Origin of the sequence: Lysinibacillus sp. NPDC092081, from assembly GCF_044755845.1 — a bacterium.
Taxonomy (GTDB): Bacteria; Bacillota; Bacilli; order Bacillales_A; family Planococcaceae; genus Lysinibacillus.
Genome location: NZ_JBIVRU010000030.1, coordinates 14,090 through 35,820, shown reverse-complemented (window position 1 = coordinate 35,820; position 21,731 = coordinate 14,090). Strand labels below are relative to the sequence as shown.

Here is a 21,731-nt window from a genome sequence, read left to right as displayed (position 1 = left end):
ACGTAGAGCCTTATTTCTTGTAGACCTTTTGGAATGTCGCCTTACCGTTACGTACAGAACGGAAAATAAGCTGTATAAGCACCTCTGCAAATACAAGTCCTATAACGATAGCACCTGTAATTAAAAATGCCTTTAATCCATACTGTAGCCCTTGTATATAATCATCCTCTACAACATTTCTCATTGCATTATAAGCCATGCCTCCCGGAACTAACGGGATAATACCACCAACAATAAAAATAATCATCGGCATTTTGAAGCGTCGAGCATACAAATGAGAAACGATAGCAATTACGAAAGAGCTAAAGAATGAGGCATTTACTATATCCATGCCATGCTCTGTTAGGACGAAGTAAATCATCCATCCTACTACCCCAACAAAACCACAATAAATTAGGGTTTTTCTAGGTACATTAAAAATAATTGCGATACCTGCAGTCGCAAAAAAGCTAAGAATCAACTGTATGATATAGTCCATGTCATCTGCCTCCTAAAACGATAGAGTGACGGCAATAGCTGCACCAATTGCAAAAGCTGTTAAAAAGGCCTCTACGCCCTTTGCCATCCCTGAGATAAAATGACCTGCTATTAAATCCCGAACTGCATTCGTGATCAAAATACCTGGTACCAGTGGCATAACGGAGCTAATAACAATTTTATCTATTTCCGTACCATGGCCATATTTCACTGAAAAGACAGCAATCGATCCTACTACTAATGAAGCTGTAAATTCTGAGAAAAATTTCACTTTTGTTAAGTCATTTATCAATAAAAGCACTAGGAAGCCTAACCCTCCTGCCAAACAGGCAAACAGGAAATCAGACCATCCCCCCTTAAACATTATAAGGAAACAACCACTCGCAAGAGCCGCTGCTATGACTTGAATATATGTTGGTAAAAAATAATTTGTTTTTTGTATCGACTTTAGCTCGTCATAAGCGTCTTCTAGTGTTATCATGTGAGATGTGAGTCTCCGAGATACTGAATTTACCAAGGCTATTTTTTGTAAATCTGTTACCCTGTTGGAAATCGATGTAATTCTCGTCGGCTGTGTCTTGCCTAACGAAAAAATGATCCCTGTAGGTGTAGCATAACATTGCGCATCTAGCATATTTTGAGAATGTGCCATGCGTAGCATTGTATCCTCCACACGATATGTTTCTGCACCACTTTCAATCATAATTCGACCTGCAAGCAATAAGCAGTCAATCGTAAATTCATTATCCACTTCATGTAAAACCATTACAGTTATCTGCCTCCTTTAAAAGGTTCCTTGCCAATAGTATCGAACTGCAAATAAAAACTCAACAAAAAAATTTTTTAACTTTTAACCAAAGTACTTTGGTTATCATAAGTTAGAAATGGTAAGCTAATGGGTAATTTATTTATGAAGATTGGTTTCCCATAAATTAATAGCAAAACTTCGTAGATTCATATAACTTTTTCAATGACTAACACGTCTGATTGTATAGAAAAATAAATATGGAAAGGAGCGTATCCATCAAAATGCCGGAACGCAGAAAAAGACGCGGCCCAATGATTGATTTCCTATTAATTGGCCTTATCATTACATTAACGACTATTATTTTAGTTATTATCCTATCAAAGGATGACTTTAAGTTTCAAAAAATTAGTGCCTCAAAAGAGACAGATTCAATAACGAGTAATCTATCCACAGAAAGCTCTGCGTTTCCAGGTATACGTATTGTAACAGATGTTTCTAATGATAAGCGAACTCCTTTTGCTATTCACTATCCAGAAACAGATAATAAAGCTTTTAACGATGCTGTATTACAGTACATAACGGATTCAAAAGAAAACTATCTGTCATCTATGAAAGAAAATAAAGATAAAGAGGTAATGGGTGAGCTTAATATTAGTTTGGAAACTTTCCCATATCAAAAACAATACTATTCTTTTGTACTAACAAAAATGCTGTATACAGGCGGAGCCAATCCCGAGGTTTCAACAAAAACATTCTTCATCAATCATGAAACTGGTAAACTAATTTCCATTAAAACATTGTTGAACAACGATGAAAACAACTTAACAGCATTAGCTACTCATGTACGTAATGACTTACAACAAAACCTCAAGTTAAAGGATGAGCTTTTCAAGGATGATTTAATAAAGTCAACTGAACCGAAGTGGTCTAACTTCAATCGCTTTGCTATCATTGATGATTCGTTACAATTCTATTTTGATGAGTATGAGATTGCTAGCGGAGCAGCTGGTTCACCAATTGTGAAGCTTCCCCTTTCACTTATCAATCCGTTGTTAGCCTCTGATTTCCAAATTGCTATGGAAAAGCCGACGAAGCCAATTAATACAGGTGATCCAAACAAAAAACGTATTGCCTTAACTTTTGATGATGGCCCACATCCAAAGGTTACAGAACAGATTTTAGATACGCTTGATAAATATCATGCAAAAGCTACCTTCTTTATGCTCGGTAGTCGTGTCCAATATTACCCTGATATCGCAAGAGACGTACTTGCACGAGGACATGAAATAGGTAATCATTCATGGAACCATCCTGTATTGACAAAACTGCCACTAGATTCGGCAGTGAATCAATACACATCTACAGTTACGGAGATAGAAAAGGCCATTAATCAAAAGCCAACTGTATTTAGACCACCATACGGTGCAACAAACGATGCGATTAACGCTCAAATTCCAGTTCCTGTTGTTTTATGGACGATCGATACGTTAGACTGGAAGTATCGCAATGCACAACAGTTGCTACCTAATGTTAAAAATAATTTACACAATAACGCCATTGTCTTAATGCATGATATTCATCAATCGACTGCCGATGGTCTTGATTCTGTGCTTGCTTATTTACAAGGGCAGGGCTATGAATTCGTTACAGTATCAGAAATTCTTCCATATCGTCAAAAATAACTAATCAAAGAAAAAGTCCAATAAACTCAATGTTGAGTTTATTGGACTTTTTTGTGTTGATAAACAAAATAGTTAAGTAAATCTTTGTGAATGTTGTGGCACTTTAAATGTGGGTGATTTCCGTTCCAGGCTACTCGCTTTCCTGTGGGCGAGCGTCGAGCCGCTTCCCACGGGAGTCGAGTAGCCTTCCACTCCAATCAGCAATAACGTAGAACTATTATAAATTTAATTTAATGTTAAAGGTGAAAGTTATGCCACTCACCATAATCAATCAGAATAGAGAATGTTATTGTACATCTGCTGCGCACCTAAAACATTTAATTACGGTGCTTTATGCTTTTGCATTTTATCACTATAAATTAAAGAGTGAAATGCTAAAAGATACTTACTAAATGAATTGGTTGATTGGAGTGGAGACTGGGCAACATAATAAAGTAAAAGGATTCACGCACAGTTTTTGAAGATTTATCGGAACAAAATCTCATTTTATCGGAACAATTTTAGCTTTTATCGGAATATTTTCTCGTTTTATCGGAACAATTCCAGTTTTTCTCTGCTATGGACAACTACTTGGGGATCAGCGTCACAGATGAGACCCTGCAGCGAAGCGACAGCAACAACAAAAGCGGCTCATCGGACGCGCCCAGTCGGAACGGAAATCAACCCCTCATTTTGCCAAAGAGCCAAGCTTTATATACTATGACACTTAAATTCATTAACATAATAGTTTTCAACAACATGAAAAGTCCAATAATCTCAAAGATTGAGTTCATTGGACTTTTTTCTTACTTAATTGTTAACGTGTCAAGCGGTGTGAAGTCTTTTAGCTGATAGCTCTTCACTTCATTGCTAGCTACTGTGTAAAGAGCGTCATCTATATAGACTACTCGCTGTACACGCTGCTCCCAACTTTCATACTCATCGCCCGCGCTTTTATTAACGATATTTCCTTTTAGTACGATTCCTTTATCCGCAGTGATTTCATAGATTAGTGCGCCTTGACCTTTGTAGACGATTTCATCACCCTTCCCTGCATCATAAAGGACAACTGGGACACCAAAGTAATGGTATTCCTTATTGCGGAATAGCGCTTTAGGATTGTATTGAACTTCGGAGTACGAGCCTTTTCCACCGATTTTTACTGTTGATTGTTCCTTTGGATTTTTGAAATCTGAAACATCAAACAGTGACATTTTCATATTTGTTGTAACCGTAAAATTACGCTTCGAATATGCATCATAGCGTTCCTCGGTATCATAGCCAATGCCAATTAAATGTGTATCGTCTAATGGATGTAAATAGTTACTAAAGCCTGGAATCTTTAGCTCACCTAGCACAGTTGGCTTTTTCGGATTTGCGACATCAATAACAAATAATGGATCCACTTGCTTAAATGTTACCACATATGCTTTTTCGCCCATAAAGCGTGCAGAATACACTTTTTCACCAGGAGCTAAATCTTTTACTGCACCGAGCTCTTGTAAATTTTTATCTAAAATAAATAGGTGGTTTCGTGATATTTTTTGTTCATCCCACGCATTTCCTTCAGTTGTAACGATGCGGAAATTGCCTTTATATTCATCCATTGAATATTGATTTAACACTGAACCTTTTACTTCCGTAGTACCTACAAAATTCATGGCAGTTCCATCAATATTCCATTTAAAAACTTGTGTATCAGTTGTTCTTGGTATCCAAATCATATCCATAATGCGACCTGCAGTAGGCACTGGGCTTCCATCATAAATTGGTGTTGTTAAATAAAGTGCATTCTCCGACATATAAAGCCCACTACTACCACCTAAGTATCCCTTAGTATTCGCAGTTGTCTTTGCACCATTTTTTAAATCCACTGCTGTAATTAAACTATATGTTCCATCCATTGTATTTGGTAAAATAGAAATTTTCTCTAGAGGTAAGCTCTTATATTCTTTTCCTTCTACACTATCAAATGTTTTCGGTTTTAAATCCGGCGTTTTTTGCTCTCTAAGCATCCAATAATTCGGATACATATTACCGATTAAATATAATGTGCCATTTGTAATTCGAATATCTTGTAAATACCCCTCTTGCCCCACTTCACGTATGAGCTTCGGATTCTTTGGGTTTGAAATATCATACAAAGTAGCTGTCGACATGCTTGTGCCTACTTTTTCTAAATATTCATCCCCAATCGCTATTAATAAATGATCATATAATGCTAACTTCGAAATATACTGTGACTCCTTCAGCTTGATTGTTGTCGCTAGCTTTAAATTTTTCGGATCTTTAGCATCTACTACAGTAATGCCATGATCTTTTACAGCATAAATAAAGCCATCTTTGACAACGACAATATCTCCTTCTTCCACTCCTTCGACTTGATTATTCGTTGTAGAGGAATTGTCTACACTCGCTTTGTCTTCGCTCTTTGCAATTTCTGCGGTTGCTTCATAGTTCAGTTCTTTTTGTGAGTTAGCTAAAAGTGCTTCGAAATATTGTTGTAGCTCTTTTTCTGATTTTACAGCTTCAAGCTTTTCAATGATGGTAAACGCTATTTCTTGCGATATTGTTTTAGGTCCACCTAGTACAAACGCTTCTTTATTCACATGTAATTTATAGCTTCCAGGTGCTAAATCGTTTACGATCATTATCTTTTTATCTTCTCCCAATGTTACTGTTGCCGACACCTTTTGATCTTTGCTATTTGTTACGTAAACATTGTCTTCCGTTATTTTGTTTTCATTTAGTGTCTTAGTAAAGGATACTTGCCAGCTATGAGTTGTCATACTCGCACTTGCAGTCTGTGCCTCTACTTTTGGGACCGACATCAACATAAAAATTCCTGGCAAAATAGCTAGTACGGTAATGAGTAAAATTGCTATCCACTTATTTTTCATTAATTTACCTACCCTTCATAAATTTGTTTATTAATTAGACTGCTAAAGAATAAAAAAGTTACATTATTCTGAATTTTTTCTCAGTAAAAAACGAGAGGAAGTGAATCCCTCTCGGCTTATATAGACTATAATTACGAGCAATAGCTAATGTATTCTACGTTAACTGCTGCTCTTTTTATGGTTAGGCACTAGATATATGATTATGCATTATATATATCAGATCAGCCTCTACTACTGAAACTAAAACTTTCGTATACGCTTAAAAATATAATTATTGTACTTTTACTGTATATGTCCCGTTTTCATTATCAAATTTATAAATATATAAATAATACTTTCCTGGTTCCGCAGTAAATTTACCTTTTATATTATTTCCATCCTCCTGTCCATAGGATGCGTAATTTTGCATATCAGACCCATGATAAAGCACCCATGTCATTCCGATTTGATTTTCATTTACGACAGAAATATCTATTTCTTTTGGAGACGTAACATTGAATGTGTATACATCCGTATGATCATCATCAATCAAACTACCTTTTTGGGGCATATTAAATGGAATCATATTCGCTTCTTCTGGACGATTATTTGGTTCTATATCTGTTTTTGCTTCATTCTGTACATTTACTGTATATGTCCCATTTTCATTATCAAATTTATAAATATATAAATAATACTTTCCTGGTTCCGCAGTAAGTTTACCTTTTATACTATTTCCATCTTCCTGTCCAAATGATACGTAGTTTTGCATATCCGACTCATGATAAAGCACCCATGTCATTCCAATTTGATTTTCATTTACGACAGAAATATCTATTTCTTCCGGAGACGTAACATCGAATGTGTATACATCCGTATCATTATCATCAATCAAACTACCTTTTAGGGGCGTATTAAATGGAATTATCTTCGCTTCTTTTGGATGATTATTCTCTGTTTGTGCTCCCTTCCGTACAGTTACAATTGCATGATCCTTACTTTCTATTCCCTTATCATTTTTCACTGTTAATGTCACATTATATGTGCCTTCTTTTTCGTATACATGAGTAGGGTTTGCCTCTTTACTTGTTTTTCCATCACCAAAATCCCAAAGGTAAGAAACTATTTCTCCATTCTTATCTTTTGAACCATCGCTCTTGAACTGGATTTTTTCATTTTCAATTCCATTATATGGACCATTCATGTTTACAATAGGTGCTTGATTTTCTCCATCATCCGTCGCAACGCCATGGAAAACAATATCATATTCAAACTGGTTTGCTGCATTCACACGGTAGTTTACAAAATACGCTGTCACTGTTTTATAGCCGCTCCACTCTTTTTGCGACAGTTGGTCCAGTACTTGGTTCACTTGTTCACTCATCGTTTTCCAGTCTTTAGATTCACCTTTTGTTTCACTACCTACATACGTACCTTCGACAGTAAATGTATTAAAAAATTGAGACTTATGTTTTGTAATTTTTGCATCTTTTACGTTAGCAACATCGGCAATTTCTTGTACTACTTCATTTAACGCTTTTGGTTCATGTTCCACTAAATAATCTTCTGATACTTGTGGCACCTCGTATTTTTCTTGATTATCAATCAATTGCTGCATATACGCTTGGTATTCCGTATTCAGTTGTGGATCTTTACTTAATACGTCGCGATACGCATCATAATTTTTCACATCGTTCGCACGAATTAAATCTTGAATCTTAACAAATGCATCAAATTGATGATTATACATATAAGACTGTAGTGCAAATGAATAGTTATAAAAATCCCATGATCCATATTTTGCAAACATTGTTTGTTCAGCTGTGTAGCGTTGTGATGGTTCATATGATAATCCACTAATAATACTATTACGTGGAACTACATCATTTGTACGTGTTGACCCAGCAAAGAATTCTGCATTTCCTTCCTGGAACCATGTTAGTCGTTCATTTTGATACATATCTCCTGTTCCGAATAAACCAGGAACCTCGTATCTTCCCTGTAAATAATGTGTAAATTCATGGCGGAACAACTCTTCTAAACTATAAATACTTTGCTCCGGTGTACGTTCATACGTAAAGAACGTTCCCTTCTCTTCGATATAAATACCACCATTATTTGTTTCATACCCATACAATTGACGATTTATTCGATATTGATCTGGAGAGTCATAAATTACAACTGTTAATACATCGTCAGCATTGCCTGGTTCTAATGCTTTATCATTCCCAATTACACGATGATACTGTGCTTTTACTTCTTTTGCAGCCCAGTATAATCTTTGAATTTTGTCTTCTGTTACTTTTTCTCCCGTCTTAAATACAATTGATCCATCATCAAATGTATATGTTTTCGGTAAATACTGCTTCTTTCCTTCTTCACGTATTTTCTGTAAATCTACTGTATTTCCACTATAATCTTTTCCACCATAATTTGTAGTAAGTTGCTCTACTGCCACAAAATAAGCTTCACTTAAATATGGATACATATGCAACGCTTGTGTGACGACTTCTAAACCTTTATCCGGATTACTATGGAATTTTCCTAAACGCCCTGCATAATAAATGCCATTATTGATTAACCAACTATTGTTATCTGTTACATTATGTATAAGAGCAATTTTATTCACTTCATTTATGAAACTATCAATCTTTCCATACCATATCGTTGTATTAGCTTCTTTACGTGTCTCATGCAAGTACGACTGCAAGTCATAATCAATCCCATGTATTAAATCATATATAGCTTGCCCTTTTAAAGAATCGCTTTCATATGTAGAGAGATTTTCGTTATACTGTTTTAAAATCTTCGCAGCATACTGAACTATTTCTGCATCACTAGAAGCATTACCTATTAATTTCCCATAGGCGGATGCCACTTTATCTTGCTCATCTGTACCAAGTTTAAAGTTCGGATTCTTAGCCATTTCCTTTAATGCTGGTAAACACTTATCATGGAAACTTCTCTCGTTTAAATAACCTAGTTCCTTATTATAAAACCCTACATAAAAAGCAGAACGCAATAGCTCAACAAATGTTTCAATACCCTTTGAATCATCTTTCGTAAAAGAACTTCCTCTTTTCCCCAATTCATTGATAATAACTTGCATGCGTTCTTTATTTTGATAAAAAGCTTTTGTTTCATCATTGAATTGGAATAGGTCTGTAATTTGATACCAGCGAATATTTCCTAGCGTATCAATTAGCTCACTATCGCTCATTATATTAAGCTCTGCCATCGAGTACTTTTCCTGCAATTGCTTCGTTTCAGAAAGTTTTATAGTTGGAGCTGGGTGTTCCGAAAAATCTCCCATTTCCAAACGTTTTTCAAATGATAATGTTTCATCAGCCGTTGTAGAATGTGCAATTTCATCATTCAGAGTTCCTATGCCAACAGGCTTCATTTGCAATACATTATAAGGCGTTTTTTCTGCTGCTGATGCTTCTGCTTGTAACGCTCCTAATGACAGTGCCATTGTACCAATCCCAATTAACACTTGATTGAGTTTTAATTTCTTTTTCATAACAAGTCCTCCTATAGTACTACCTTCATCGAATGGTAATATATTGATTATTTGGAACTATATTGCCCATTTAAAAAATAACATATTATGTGAATAAAGCAATATAAAATGTTATATTTAGAAATATTTTCTTGCACGATTTGAACACTAAGACACAATTAGACCATAAAACCATTATTTAACAAAAAAAGAACCCGAAATTCGGATTCTTTTTTAAATGTTAAAGCGAACTGGAAAGCAATTGCACCATTAGACTCTCTACGTCCACTACAGAAAACGTAACAGTAAAAAAGCCGATTATTCCTTTAAAGTTTAGGAAATCGGCTTTTTCTTTATGAAATTTTACTTAGCGTACAAGTTTATATTTTGTTGATTGTGCCCCTACTAGTCTAAAAACAAACAATCGCAACATTGTTTGTTATTTGGTAGTTTTTTCTTTATTCCTTTAGATACATTGATAAAAGCTTATTCTTCAAATGGCCATTTTGGTAGCATTTTTGCCAATGACTTATCTTGACGTTTTCCTAATACATAGTCAGCCTGCATAATTGTATGAATCTCCCGCGTGCCTTCGTAGATAACCGGTGCTTTCGAGTTACGTAAATAACGAGCGACTGGATATTCATCCGAATAACCATATGCTCCATGAATTTGGACAGCATCATCCGCAGCTGTATTGGCAAAATCACAAGCCTGCCACTTTGCTAATGATGTCTCGCGCGTATTGCGTACACCTTTGTTTTTCAACTCTCCAACACGATATACAAGTAGGCGACTCATTTGATAGCCCGCTTCCATTTTGGCAATCATTTGCCCTACTAGCTGGTGCTCACCAATAGGTTTACCAAATGTTTTGCGTTCATGGCAGTATTTCACACTCGCCTCGAGACACGCTTGAATAAGACCGACAGCGCCTGCAGCTACTGTAAAACGACCATTATCTAACGCAGACATCGCAATTTTAAAGCCTTCTCCCTCTTCTCCAAGGCGATTCTCTACAGGTATACGTAGATCTTCAAAAAAGAGCTCACCCGTATTACCAGCACGAATACCGTATTTACCTTTAATGGCCTTCGATGTAAAGCCCGCCATGGAACGCTCTACGATAAATGCACTAATGCCATGATGCTTCTTCGATTTATCCGTGTAGGCAAAAACGATAAAATGGTCAGCTATATCACATAAGGAAATCCATGTTTTCTGTCCATTTAACACGTAAAAATCTCCATCCCTTTCAGCGGTGGTAGTCATTGCGGCTACATCTGACCCTGCTCCGGGCTCTGTTAAACCAAATGCCCCAATCCGAACTCCTTTTGCCTGTGGAACAAGATACTGCTGTTTTTGAGTCTCTGTTCCCCATTGCATTAAAGTCATACTATTCAAGCCTATATGAACGGAAACAGCTGTGCGAAACGCTGTGTCTCCACGTTCCAGTTCTTCACAAACGATGGCAAGTGCATTGTAATCCATCCCACTGCCTCCGTATTGTTCTGGTACACAAACACCCATTAAGCCTAGCTCAGCAAGTCTTGACCAAATCTTCGGATCGAAGCCACCCTCAGCATCCCACTTCGCAATATGTGGAATAATCTCGGCATCCACAAACTGCCGCACTGTTTTACGTAGCATTTCCTGCTCAGCGGTAAATTCGAAATTCATGACTAAGCACCTACCATTTCACGATCATTGCAGATGTATGAGACGTCTCCTTAATAACAACACCTCGTTTAGCCATTTCTTCAATATAAGTATCGCCCGGCACAACTGATTCAGGTGCAAATACTCCTCGCTCTGTAATTTTATTTCCCCCAATCATTTGAGCAACGACAGAAATTGTATTTGCTGTTGCACGAGCCATAGCCGTTTCATTAATCGTCATATCTTTACGAACGACCATTTCGTACTCATAAGTCACTTGTTGTTGCGCTTTTTCACCCGCTACAATAACACGCAGCAGTACTGCATCTGGTTTTGTACCAAGCTCAAGTTTCTTTTTAAGTGCCTCACGAACAACTGGACGCACAGAAACCTCCTGATCTTCTACCTCTACCTTATTACTAGCATCGAGGAATCCTAAATCTGCTAATAGCTTAAATTTCTCTGCATGTCCTTTATAACGAATCGTTTTATATTCTAATGTTTGGACATTTGGGAATGTCTTATACAATGTCGATATACCGCCAGATGTATAAAATGCCTCAAGCACACCAAAATCTTTGAAATAAATAGGTTCAACACCTGATAACGATGGAACTTCTTGAAGTTTACCTTTTTGAATCATTTTTGATGGCTCTGTATAATGATCAAAGACACCATCTAGAGAAAATACTCGCGTATAGTGCAGAGGTGGCTTCGGCTCTGTAGGAATACCGCCTACAAATAGTTTAATAGATTCTACCTCATCTAATTTCGATGCACCGTACCCCGCTAAAATGTTGACCATACCTGGAGCAACACCCAAGTCCGGAATAATTGTTACACCTTTTGCTTTTGCCTCTTCGTCTAGATCTAATATTTTTTCTGTTACACCGCCAATATGACCACCTAAATCCACGGAATGAACACCAGCCGCGATTGCCGCTCTTGCTACACGCTCATTAAATGAATAGAATAATGCATTAACGACTACATCGCCTTTTGAGATAACTTCCATTAACGAGTCATCGCGCTCAGCATGAAGCTCTACAACCTCAATCTTGTCTGTATTTAACGAGGCCACAAAGTTCTGCGCTATTCTCACGTCAATATCTCCTAAAAATACACACTCCACCTTGCTATTTTTTATTAAATCACGAGCTACCTCTTTCCCCATTAAACCTGCACCTAATACAACAACTTTCATCAAGAACATCCCCTTTCATTGATCTGTTATTCTGTATCGATTTGTGCTCTTTGTAATTTACCGCTATAGTCTACATAAATACTTTTCCATTCCGTGTAGACATCTAAGGCAGCTACACCCGAGTCGCGGTGCCCATTCCCCGTGCCCTTTGTGCCGCCAAATGGTAAATGGATTTCAGCACCTGTTGTGCCAGCATTCACATAAACAATACCTGTATCTAAATCTCGTTGTGCGCGGAAAATCGTATTCACATCTTGTGAGAAAATTGAACTGGATAAGCCAAATTTTACGCCATTATTTACTTCGATTGCTTCATCCAAACTTGCTACTTCAATAAGAGAAACGACCGGACCAAAAATTTCTTCCTGTGCAATAATCATGTCAGGCTTCACATTGGTAAATAGTGTAGGCTCATAATAAAACCCTTTGTCATAAGGAGGCTCAGATAATATTCTACCTCCAGCTAACAACGTTGCCCCCTCCTGTTTGCCGATTTGCACATAGTGATTAATCTTTTCCAATGCGGCTTTGTTAATCACAGGACCGATTTTTACACTTTCATGTAGGCCGTCTCCAATTGTTAGCTTTTGCATTTCGTCTAATAGACGTTTTTCTAGTTCCTCTCTTACATCTTTATGCACGATCACGCGACTACATGCTGTACATCTTTGACCAGCAGTGCCAAATGCACTCCATAAGATGCCTTCAGTAGCTAGTTGTAAATCGGCATCATCCATCACTATGACTGCATTTTTTCCACCCATCTCTAATGAAATCTTCTTTAGGTGTTTACCACCTAGCTCTGCTACCTTACTTCCTGTTGTTGTAGAGCCGGTAAATGAAATGACCTTAACGTCTGGGTGTTCAATCAATGCTGTTCCAACTGTTGGCCCTGTACCAAAGACGATATTTGCTACTCCGCTTGGTAAGCCAACCTCTTCAAAAATTTTACCCATTTCATACGCCATCATTGGTGTCTCATTAGACGGCTTCCAAATGAATGTATTGCCAGCAACAATTGCAGGGAATGACTTCCAAGTGGCAATAGCTACAGGGAAATTCCACGGAGTTATTAATCCTACAACGCCAATAGGTGTCCGTACACTCATGGCAAATTTATTAGCTAGCTCAGACGGCGTTGTCTCCCCAAATAACCGTCGCCCTTCACCAGCCATATAATAGGCCATGTCTATCCCTTCCTGCACTTCGCCTCTAGCTTCTTCAATAACCTTTCCCATCTCTTTTGTTAAAACGGTCGCTAAATGCTCCTTTTTCTCTTTCATTTTTTGACCGATGGCATATAAATAATCAGCACGTTTAGGCGCAGGTACTAATGCCCAGTTTTTTTGTGCCTGTTTCGCAACCGCTACCGCTTCATCTACCTCACTTGCAGTAGAACGCGGTATTGTAGCTAGCTGCTCCCCATTAGCAGGGTTGGTCACTACTATACTTTGTAAATGCGAACGTGTTACCCATTCACCGCCGATATAGTTTTTGATTTCCACTACAAACACCCCCTGAACTATCTATGGTGCCTCTGCCTCATTGTTACCAATCGCATAGCTTTCAGACAGATATCTATTACTCTATATTATATAGAATTTGATATGTCAAAATTCCGAATTTTTAATATATAGAGGTCTAAAGATCATGCTTTTGGATCAATAACATCGGTGACAATCGTCAGAGGCTTTATTTTCTTTTAGCTGAACATTGATGTCAGTTACGGATGAAGGTCTTTTGTGAGCATAAAAAAATAATCACAAATTTTCAGCTGAATGAAAATAAAAAATACTCATTCTAGTTTTTTATATTCGACATTTACTAGCTTATTCCCTTTTTTTCTTAAATATTTAATTATGCAATGAAACTAATTCAACTTATAATCGTATACAATATCAAAATTATTTTTTGGAGGAATCCCTTTATGAATAATCACGAAATTGACTACAAATTATATGGCGATGATATGCAATACGTGCAAGTTGAGCTTGACCCTCAAGAAACAGTAGTAGCTGAAGCTGGAGCGTTAATGATGATGGATGATTCTATCCATATGGAAACTATCTTTGGTGATGGTTCAAGAGGAAGCCTAGAAAATGGTCTTATGGGTAAATTATTTGGAGCTGGAAAACGTCTAATTACAGGTGAAAGCTTATTCATGACGACATTTACGAACGTTGGTTCAGGTAAACGCCATGTGTATTTTGCTTCTCCATACCCTGGTAAGATTATTCCAATGGATTTAAGCCAATTGAACGGAAAGATTATTTGTCAAAAAGATGCCTTTTTAGCTGCTGCCAAAGGAGTTTCAATCGGCGTTGAATTCCAGAAAAAAATCGGTGTTGGCTTCTTTGGTGGTGAAGGCTTCATTATGCAAAAGCTTGAAGGAGATGGTATGGCTTTTGTACATGCAGGTGGCACTATTCACGAAAAGACTCTAGCACCCGGTGAAGTATTACGTGTTGATACAGGCTGTTTAGTTGCTATGACATCTGATGTAGATTACGATATCGAGATGGTCAAGGGCGTAAAAACTGCACTGTTTGGCGGTGAAGGTATCTTCTTCGCTACTTTAACTGGCCCAGGTAAAGTATGGATTCAATCATTACCATTTAGCCGATTAGCAAGCCGTGTCTTTGCTGCAGCACCAATTTCCCAAGGCGGTGGCGGTCAATCTAAAGGTGAAGGCGGCATTGGCGGTTTATTTGATATGTTTAATAGATAATGGACGCTATTTATTTAAGGAGCACATCTAATTACGATGTGCTCCTTTCTTATAAATTCAGTTAAATTCTACCCTTTATTTCCACTGCGGACGGGGGCTTAGCCGCTTTGTCGCAAAAGATACTCCTACTTCTGCTATCTCCGGGTGTCATTAATCTATTCGATTCGTTACAGCCTTGCCCTGCCCATATGCGGTAAGCTCTTTAACGTTCAGCATCAACATTGCAGTTCTAGTTTGAAGCGAAGCACTACCGATATGTGGAAGTGCTACAACGTTTGAAAGCGTCAACAATGGATGATCCAACGCAATAGGCTCTTGTTCAAAGACATCTAGCCCTGCTGCCCACAACTTACCGTTTTTTAACGTATCATACAGTGCATTCTCATCGATAATACCACCACGTGATGCGTTAATTAAAACCGCGTCATCCTTCATTAAAGCAAGCTCCTCTGCACCTATAAGTCCTACAGTATCATTGTTAAAAGGTGTCATAATAACAACAAAATCCGATTGTTTTAAAAGATCCTCCAACGATACATATTGAAAGCCATACATTTCTTCTACCTCATGGCGGCGTCTACGATTGTTGTATAAAATTTTCATATCAAAACCTTTTGCTCGTCTTGCAACAGCTTGGCCAATACGTCCCATACCAATAATTCCTATAGTGGATCCTGAGACATCTTTACCTACTAATTGCATCGGATACCAGCTTTTCCAGTTACCCTCACGCAAATATCGTTCGCTTTCTGGAATTCTTCGAGCAGTCGCAAGCAATAATCCCCATACTAAATCTGCAGTTGTATTTGTTAAAACTCCTGGAGTATTAGTCGCCATTATTCCACGCTTACGCAAAGCTTTGACATCAATATTATTAAATCCAACTGCTAAATTAGTCACGAGTTTTAGATTGGGTGCATGTAATAATAACTCTTCATCGACTTGGTCAGCAATCGTTACCCACAATACTTCACAATCTGCAACAGCTGCCAATAGTATTTCCCGTGGTATAACAATTTCCTCCTCCTCCCATTGTTTGATATCATAATACTCTTTCAACGGCTCAACTATATGCGCTGGGAACTTTCGTGTAATAAATAATTTCTTTTTCATATTCCGAACACCCCTCAATTCAATTCGCCTATAGCGTAACACTTAGAACGCTCATTTTCTAGGGATTTCTTATCTTTACATATGTAATCGTTAGTCCTTTTTATCACTCTACAAACTTCATCCGTTTATTTATTGTTTTATCCTTCAAAAAGACGATTTTGTCCTATTATTGTTAAGGTGATAAGCAAAAAAACTATGCATAGGCTTTATGCATAGTCATTAGAAATCTCTGATTGTTGTATCTAATCGATTGGCAGCTTGTTTTAATTCCTCGGAAGATTCTCCAATTGATTCTATAATTCCTGACAATTCCGTTATTTTCAGGCCGACGTTTTGGAAGTTTGAGATAGAACCGTTTACTGAGCCAGATATTGCATCGAATGCTTTTAAAGATTCTGCGTTTTGCTCAATACTATTGTTCACCAGCTCTTGGATTTCATGAATTGCTTGAACAACTTGGTTTGTAATTCCATTAGACATTGTTATGAGCTCCGCGATTTGTTCAACCGAACTTTTCGTCTGATCTGCAAGCTTACGAACTTCGCTCGCCACGACAGCAAAGCCTTTTCCATGCTCCCCTGCACGTGCAGCCTCAATAGCCGAATTTAACGCCAGTAAATTTGTTTGGCCAGAAATACTTTTCACTATTTCGATAACAGCATTGATTTTTGAGGAAGAGTGATCTAATTGCTCCACCATATCCGACATTTCAACTGTCTTATGATGAATTTTTCCTGTTTGTTCATTAATTAATGTAATTTTAGAATAGCCTTCAGACGATACCTTTTGCATTGTTTTTGCCTCATCGATACTTTCCTTCAAGTATTCATTCACTTCCTTAGCGTTATAAACAAGTTCGGTCACTGTTTCATTGGTACTATGAGATTGAGTCTCTAGCTGCGTAGATATCCCACCTATAACTTCCTTAACATGTGCTCGAACATTATCCTGTTGCTTCTCAATTAATGTATTAGCATAATTATCATATTCCTCTAGGACAATCTGTTGTTCGAAATTACAGATTTTACTGATAGCATCACAAAATTTTTCTTCTTCGTCCCTCGATAATTGAAGCTTATAAATAATCCTTCTTAAAAAATTTTCAAGATTTTGAAAGGCTGCTAAATACCACTTAGGATACAAGTTAATCTTCACATGCATTTTCGCTACTCGCCTTCTCTTCTCCAAAAATGCATCGTCTATACGCCCTTCGAACATTTCTATAATATGATGGCGTAATGTTTGGCGTAACCGCTCACTAGAGCTATACTTTTCAATAACCTCACGTAAGGCTGGCACACTTTCAATTGCATGATAGAATGCCGCCACTACTTCTACAACATTTCGTTCAATATACGGTTTTAAACTTCTGATCAACTGCAAATCTTCTCTAGTTAAATTTACTAGATCTAACTGTTGTAAACGTTCCTGATCTTGCATCATAACCCCTATACTTAAATCATCACTTATTTCAACTGTATTTTTCTTAGGCCGATTTCCAATTTGAAACAATTTCCCCACCCCGCTGTACCTATGTCTATTCTACTAAAAACAAATAAATCTATAATCAATTATACTGTCTAGACAACTGAAATGACAATATATAGGTAAAAAACATCTGTTTTCGCAATAAGTATTTATCTATCTTAATTGAGAATGATACTTATTAACCATTAAATTTATTTTAAAACGGGATGAAAACGCTAAAATATAAATCTCAAACTAAAAAGCCACTCATTCTAAAAAGAAGAGTGACTTTATTAATTACATAAAGATAATAACAGCTAGTACAGCAGCTAGTACTAGGCGATAAATAGCAAATGGCATTAATTTCACTTTTGAAATAAGTGCTAAGAAGAATTTAATTGAGAGTAATGCAAAGATAAATGAACTAATGAAGCCTACTACATAGAATCCAAAATAATCCATAGATAGCGTATCCCAGTTTTTCAGTACAGATACTAAACTAGCACCCGCCATAATTGGTACTGCCATAATGAAAGTAAAATCTGCCGCCACGCGGTGACTCATACCAAATAATACACCACCAGATATTGTTGCACCTGAACGGGAGAACCCTGGCCAAAGTGATAAACATTGTACTAACCCTACTTTAAATGCTAAACCATAAGAAATTTTGTCTAGAGAATCTACTTTTGGTCTTTTCGGTGCTAATTTATCTGCAGCAATCATTAAAAGTGCTCCAGCTACTAAAGCATAAACAACATGCTCTACTTTAAATAAATGATCATCGATAAAATCTTTGAACGCAAAACCTAATATAACCGCTGGTAACATACCCACAATAACATGTAATAAGTTGAAGTGACCTTTTACTGATTTCGATTGGCCATCAATTTTATAAAGTCCAACTAAATTTAACATTCGTTTCCACATTACAACGACTACGGCTAAAATGGAGCCTAGCTGTACAACGATTTTAAATGTATTGGCGGGATACATCCCTAAAAACTCCTCTGTCTTCAACCACATATCGTCCACAATAATCATATGACCTGTTGACGACACTGGTGCAAACTCTGTCATTCCCTCGACAAAGCCTAAAATAAGCGCCTTTAATAATTCAATGATATCCACATTGTCACCTTACCTTTTATTAATTAAATACCAACATATTATAAAATACACTTTTTCATATAGTTATGAGTAGACAGGCTAATCACCATAGCGTGGGGTTGATTTCCGTTCTGAGCGTCCGGTGAGCCCTCAAGAGTCACCCTGCCCCCACTCCAATCAACTTAATGGCAAACGGTTTTAACAAATGTCACTCAAAACTTTTGGTTAATGTGTCAGAAGACAACCTTTATTAGTATAATGGCAACTTTTTAACAGTGGTTGTCTATCAAACTAGCTGAATCATTTATCTTACTCCAACAGCCATCCTTACCAACTAACGAAAATTTATATCCACAACCCATAATTCGGAACGGCTACCTATTCGCATCGGAGGACCCCAAAAGCCAAAACCTGATGAAACAAGTGTATGCATTTTCTCCTTCATCTTATAACCATGATCGAGCTCAAATACACGAGCTGTTATATACTGATTCGGCCATAGTTGACCTTTATGTGTATGACCTGACATATGGAAGTCTACACCCATTTTTACAGGCGTAATTAAATCATTCGGAGTATGATTCATGACAAACCAAGGCAAGTCATCTGTTGTCTTCAATGCATCTAATTGCTTTCTATCCTTGTTTGTAATATCCTCTTGCCCCGTTAATACTAACACATTATCGATTCTAATAGTTTCATCACACAAAACTTTTACATTAGCGTTTTCCATCTCTTTAATAAATTCAGGAATTTTCTTGCCGTAGTACTCGTGATTGCCCAGTACACCATACACTCCATATGTAGATGTTAATTGTTTCATCACATCTGCCATTCCATCTTTAACAAACCATTTAGGGTCGTCATCTACAATATCCCCAGCTAAAAAGACGATGTCCGGTTTTGCTTCATTCGATAACGTAACAAAGCGCTGTAAATGTTTTTTATGTGATAGAACACCTAAATGAAAATCTGATGCAACTACAACTCTCATCGATTCTAGCTCACTACTCTTTTTATCCATCGTTATTTCTAAATGACGGACAACAGGCGAATACGCTAAATAGGTACCTACAATACTTAGTACAAACAACATAGCAATTGCTACACTACCAATTACCTGTACACTTTTAAAAGGACTTAGCCAAAGAATCAAGTGTGCTATCGAGCAGAGAAATAATCCGTATTCAAAAATAAACATCCAGTAATTATTGATGATTGAAAACACTCGTAAGGACTCATGCAATCTACTAATAATACTACTGAACGCAATGACATAAAGCACAAACCAATATAAAATTGGATAACGGAACCATCCCATTGCCACAAGCCAATGTCGCAATCCCCATCCTAAGTAAAAAGTTAATGCACTATATATACTTAATAAAAGAATTCCACCAACTACTTTTGGCATTTCAGTTCCCTACTTTCATATAGTCTTAGTTGATTATAGCATTATACTTAACATTCTCTGATAGAAGGTAAGTGCAAAAGGACAACCAATCAGCTCATGATATCAAGTGTACATATTCCTTGTAATTCAATCGTATGATTTACATGACAAGCTAATTAGGAAAGTGACACGATCGTATCTAGACGAACACATAAAAATCGTATACTACATCCTGACGCTACGTTAACACTACGCTTTCGCACATAAAACATTTGTTGCCCGACGCTCCCAGAAAGCGCCTAAGAAACTAAACCCATGTTATAGTAATGATCCGCTTTTGCAATTCAACCTATTTTATAAGATTACGCAAAAAAACTATGAATAATATACTTTAATTTTTCTGAATATTTCAGTAACATAATAATGGCAAGAGCAAATTTAACGCGTATACGAGCGAAAAAGGGGTGTTGTTCATATGACAAGATATAAATTCGAATCAACAGAGCATGAGTTATTTCGTAAAACCTTACGTAAGTTTTTAGCAGAAGAAGCCGAGCCACACTATCCACAATGGGAGAAAGATCATCTTATTCCACTTGAATTTTGGCGTAAGCTTGGGGAAATGGGCTATCTATGCCCTCAAGTAGAAGAGCAATACGGCGGTCTCGGACTAGATTTTAGTTTTGGCGTTATTATTCAAGAAGAGTTAGAGCGCGTAGGTTCGAGCCTTATTGGCGTTGGTCTGCATAACGATATTGTCGTGCCTTATATTGAGGCATACGGCTCAAATGAGCAAAAATCACGCTGGCTACCGAAATGTGTTACAGGGGAACATATTTCAGCAATTGCTATGACGGAGCCAGGCACAGGTTCAGATTTGGCAAACATCCAAACAACTGCTATTCGTGATGGCGATCACTATATCGTCAACGGACAAAAAACATTTATTACAAATGGTATTCATACAAATTTAGCGGTCGTTGCTGTAAAAACAAATCCACAGGCAGAAAAAAAGCATCGTGGCATTAGCCTCCTTGTCATTGAAGACGGGACACCAGGTTTCACAAAAGGTCGCAAACTCGAAAAAGTTGGCATGCATGCGCAGGACACAGCCGAGCTATATTTTGAGGATTGTCGCGTACCTGTTGAGAATCTCCTTGGTGAAGAAGGTAAAGGCTTTATCTATATGATGGAAAAGCTGCAGCAAGAGCGTTTAGCAGTAGCTATCGCCGCACAAGCCGCTGCTGAGGACATGCTAGCTTTAACAATTGATTATGTAAAATCACGCGCAGCTTTTGGAAAGTCAATTAGTGACTTCCAAAATACGCAATTTAAAATAGCTGAAATGGCGACAAAAATTGAACTTGGCAAATCATTTTTAGAATCTTTAATAGAGGAACATATCGCAGGAAATGATGTTGTGACAAAAGTTTCAATGGCAAAATACTGGATAACAGAAAATGCACGAGAGCTTGCTATCCAGTGTATGCAGTTACATGGTGGCTACGGTTATATGGAGGAATACAAGATTGCTAGAAGATATCGAGATATTCCTGTCATGTCCATTTATGCAGGTACCAACGAAGTCATGAAAGTGATTATTGCCAAAAATTTAGGGTTATAACTAATAAAGTAAGTATGGCTCTTCGGCACAACGAGGGGTTGAAAACGAAGATCCGAGGTGATGGATAGAACAGCCTAAGTCGTGGATAGAATCGTCAATGTCTTGGATAGAACACCCAAAGCGACTGAATAAGGGCCGAAACGACGGATTTAAATTCACAACTTTC

13 protein-coding genes and 2 pseudogenes are annotated in these 21,731 nt (G+C 37.3%); 3 read left to right on the top strand and 12 right to left on the bottom strand.

Annotation, left to right across the window (positions count from 1 at the left end; genetic code table 11):
• Positions 1-10: 10 nt before the first annotated feature.
• Positions 11-478, bottom strand: coding sequence for a threonine/serine exporter family protein (locus ACIQLB_RS23710; RefSeq protein WP_400731166.1), 468 nt, complete (start codon positions 476-478; stop codon positions 11-13).
• Positions 479-490: 12 nt separating this feature from the next.
• Positions 491-1,243 carry a threonine/serine exporter family protein gene (locus ACIQLB_RS23705; protein ID WP_400731165.1) on the bottom strand — a complete coding sequence of 251 codons (753 nt, stop codon included), beginning with the start codon at positions 1,241-1,243 and terminating at the stop codon, positions 491-493.
• A 263-nt stretch (positions 1,244-1,506) separates the two neighbouring features.
• On the opposite strand from ACIQLB_RS23705, the gene ACIQLB_RS23700 reads away from it, so the two are divergent.
• On the top strand, positions 1,507-2,907 hold the full coding sequence (locus tag ACIQLB_RS23700) for a polysaccharide deacetylase family protein (protein ID WP_400731164.1): 1,401 nt from the start codon (positions 1,507-1,509) through the stop codon (positions 2,905-2,907).
• A gap of 785 nt (positions 2,908-3,692) precedes the next feature.
• Here the strand turns inward: ACIQLB_RS23700 and ACIQLB_RS23695 are convergent.
• The 6 genes and pseudogenes from ACIQLB_RS23695 to ACIQLB_RS23670 form a co-directional block, all read right to left on the bottom strand.
• The gene (locus ACIQLB_RS23695) at positions 3,693-5,786 is read right to left on the bottom strand and encodes a beta-propeller domain-containing protein (RefSeq protein ID WP_400731163.1); all 2,094 of its coding nucleotides are present in this window, start codon (positions 5,784-5,786) and stop codon (positions 3,693-3,695) included.
• Positions 5,787-6,057: 271 nt separating this feature from the next.
• Positions 6,058-6,390: pseudogene (locus ACIQLB_RS23690) on the bottom strand (PPC domain-containing protein); the annotation flags it as partial.
• 12 nt (positions 6,391-6,402) lie between these two features.
• Positions 6,403-9,288: pseudogene (locus ACIQLB_RS23685) on the bottom strand (collagenase); the annotation flags it as partial.
• Between the two features lie 465 nt (positions 9,289-9,753).
• Complete coding sequence (locus tag ACIQLB_RS23680) at positions 9,754-10,947, bottom strand: acyl-CoA dehydrogenase family protein (RefSeq protein WP_400731162.1); 1,194 nt, start codon at positions 10,945-10,947, stop codon at positions 9,754-9,756.
• Positions 10,948-10,957: 10 nt separating this feature from the next.
• The gene (locus tag ACIQLB_RS23675) at positions 10,958-12,130 is read right to left on the bottom strand and encodes a saccharopine dehydrogenase family protein (protein ID WP_400731161.1); all 1,173 of its coding nucleotides are present in this window, start codon (positions 12,128-12,130) and stop codon (positions 10,958-10,960) included.
• Between the two features lie 26 nt (positions 12,131-12,156).
• Positions 12,157-13,635, bottom strand: coding sequence for an aldehyde dehydrogenase family protein (locus ACIQLB_RS23670; protein ID WP_400731160.1), 1,479 nt, complete (start codon positions 13,633-13,635; stop codon positions 12,157-12,159).
• Between the two features lie 422 nt (positions 13,636-14,057).
• On the opposite strand from ACIQLB_RS23670, the gene ACIQLB_RS23665 reads away from it, so the two are divergent.
• Positions 14,058-14,858, top strand: coding sequence for a TIGR00266 family protein (locus ACIQLB_RS23665; protein ID WP_400731159.1), 801 nt, complete (start codon positions 14,058-14,060; stop codon positions 14,856-14,858).
• Between the two features lie 150 nt (positions 14,859-15,008).
• Here the strand turns inward: ACIQLB_RS23665 and ACIQLB_RS23660 are convergent, their stop codons facing one another.
• The 4 genes from ACIQLB_RS23660 to ACIQLB_RS23645 form a co-directional block, all read right to left on the bottom strand.
• Positions 15,009-15,971, bottom strand: a complete 963-nt coding sequence (locus ACIQLB_RS23660; protein WP_400731158.1) for a 2-hydroxyacid dehydrogenase — start codon at positions 15,969-15,971, stop codon at positions 15,009-15,011.
• Positions 15,972-16,190: 219 nt separating this feature from the next.
• Positions 16,191-17,492 carry a protoglobin domain-containing protein gene (locus ACIQLB_RS23655; RefSeq protein WP_400731157.1) on the bottom strand — a complete coding sequence of 434 codons (1,302 nt, stop codon included), beginning with the start codon at positions 17,490-17,492 and terminating at the stop codon, positions 16,191-16,193.
• A gap of 243 nt (positions 17,493-17,735) precedes the next feature.
• Complete coding sequence (locus ACIQLB_RS23650) at positions 17,736-18,569, bottom strand: undecaprenyl-diphosphate phosphatase (RefSeq protein ID WP_400731156.1); 834 nt, start codon at positions 18,567-18,569, stop codon at positions 17,736-17,738.
• A gap of 313 nt (positions 18,570-18,882) precedes the next feature.
• Positions 18,883-19,962: a metallophosphoesterase gene (locus ACIQLB_RS23645; RefSeq protein ID WP_400731155.1), complete on the bottom strand. Its 1,080-nt coding sequence runs from the start codon at positions 19,960-19,962 to the stop codon at positions 18,883-18,885.
• 454 nt (positions 19,963-20,416) lie between these two features.
• On the opposite strand from ACIQLB_RS23645, the gene ACIQLB_RS23640 reads away from it, so the two are divergent.
• Positions 20,417-21,565, top strand: coding sequence for an acyl-CoA dehydrogenase family protein (locus ACIQLB_RS23640; RefSeq protein ID WP_400731154.1), 1,149 nt, complete (start codon positions 20,417-20,419; stop codon positions 21,563-21,565).
• Positions 21,566-21,731: the final 166 nt, after the last annotated feature.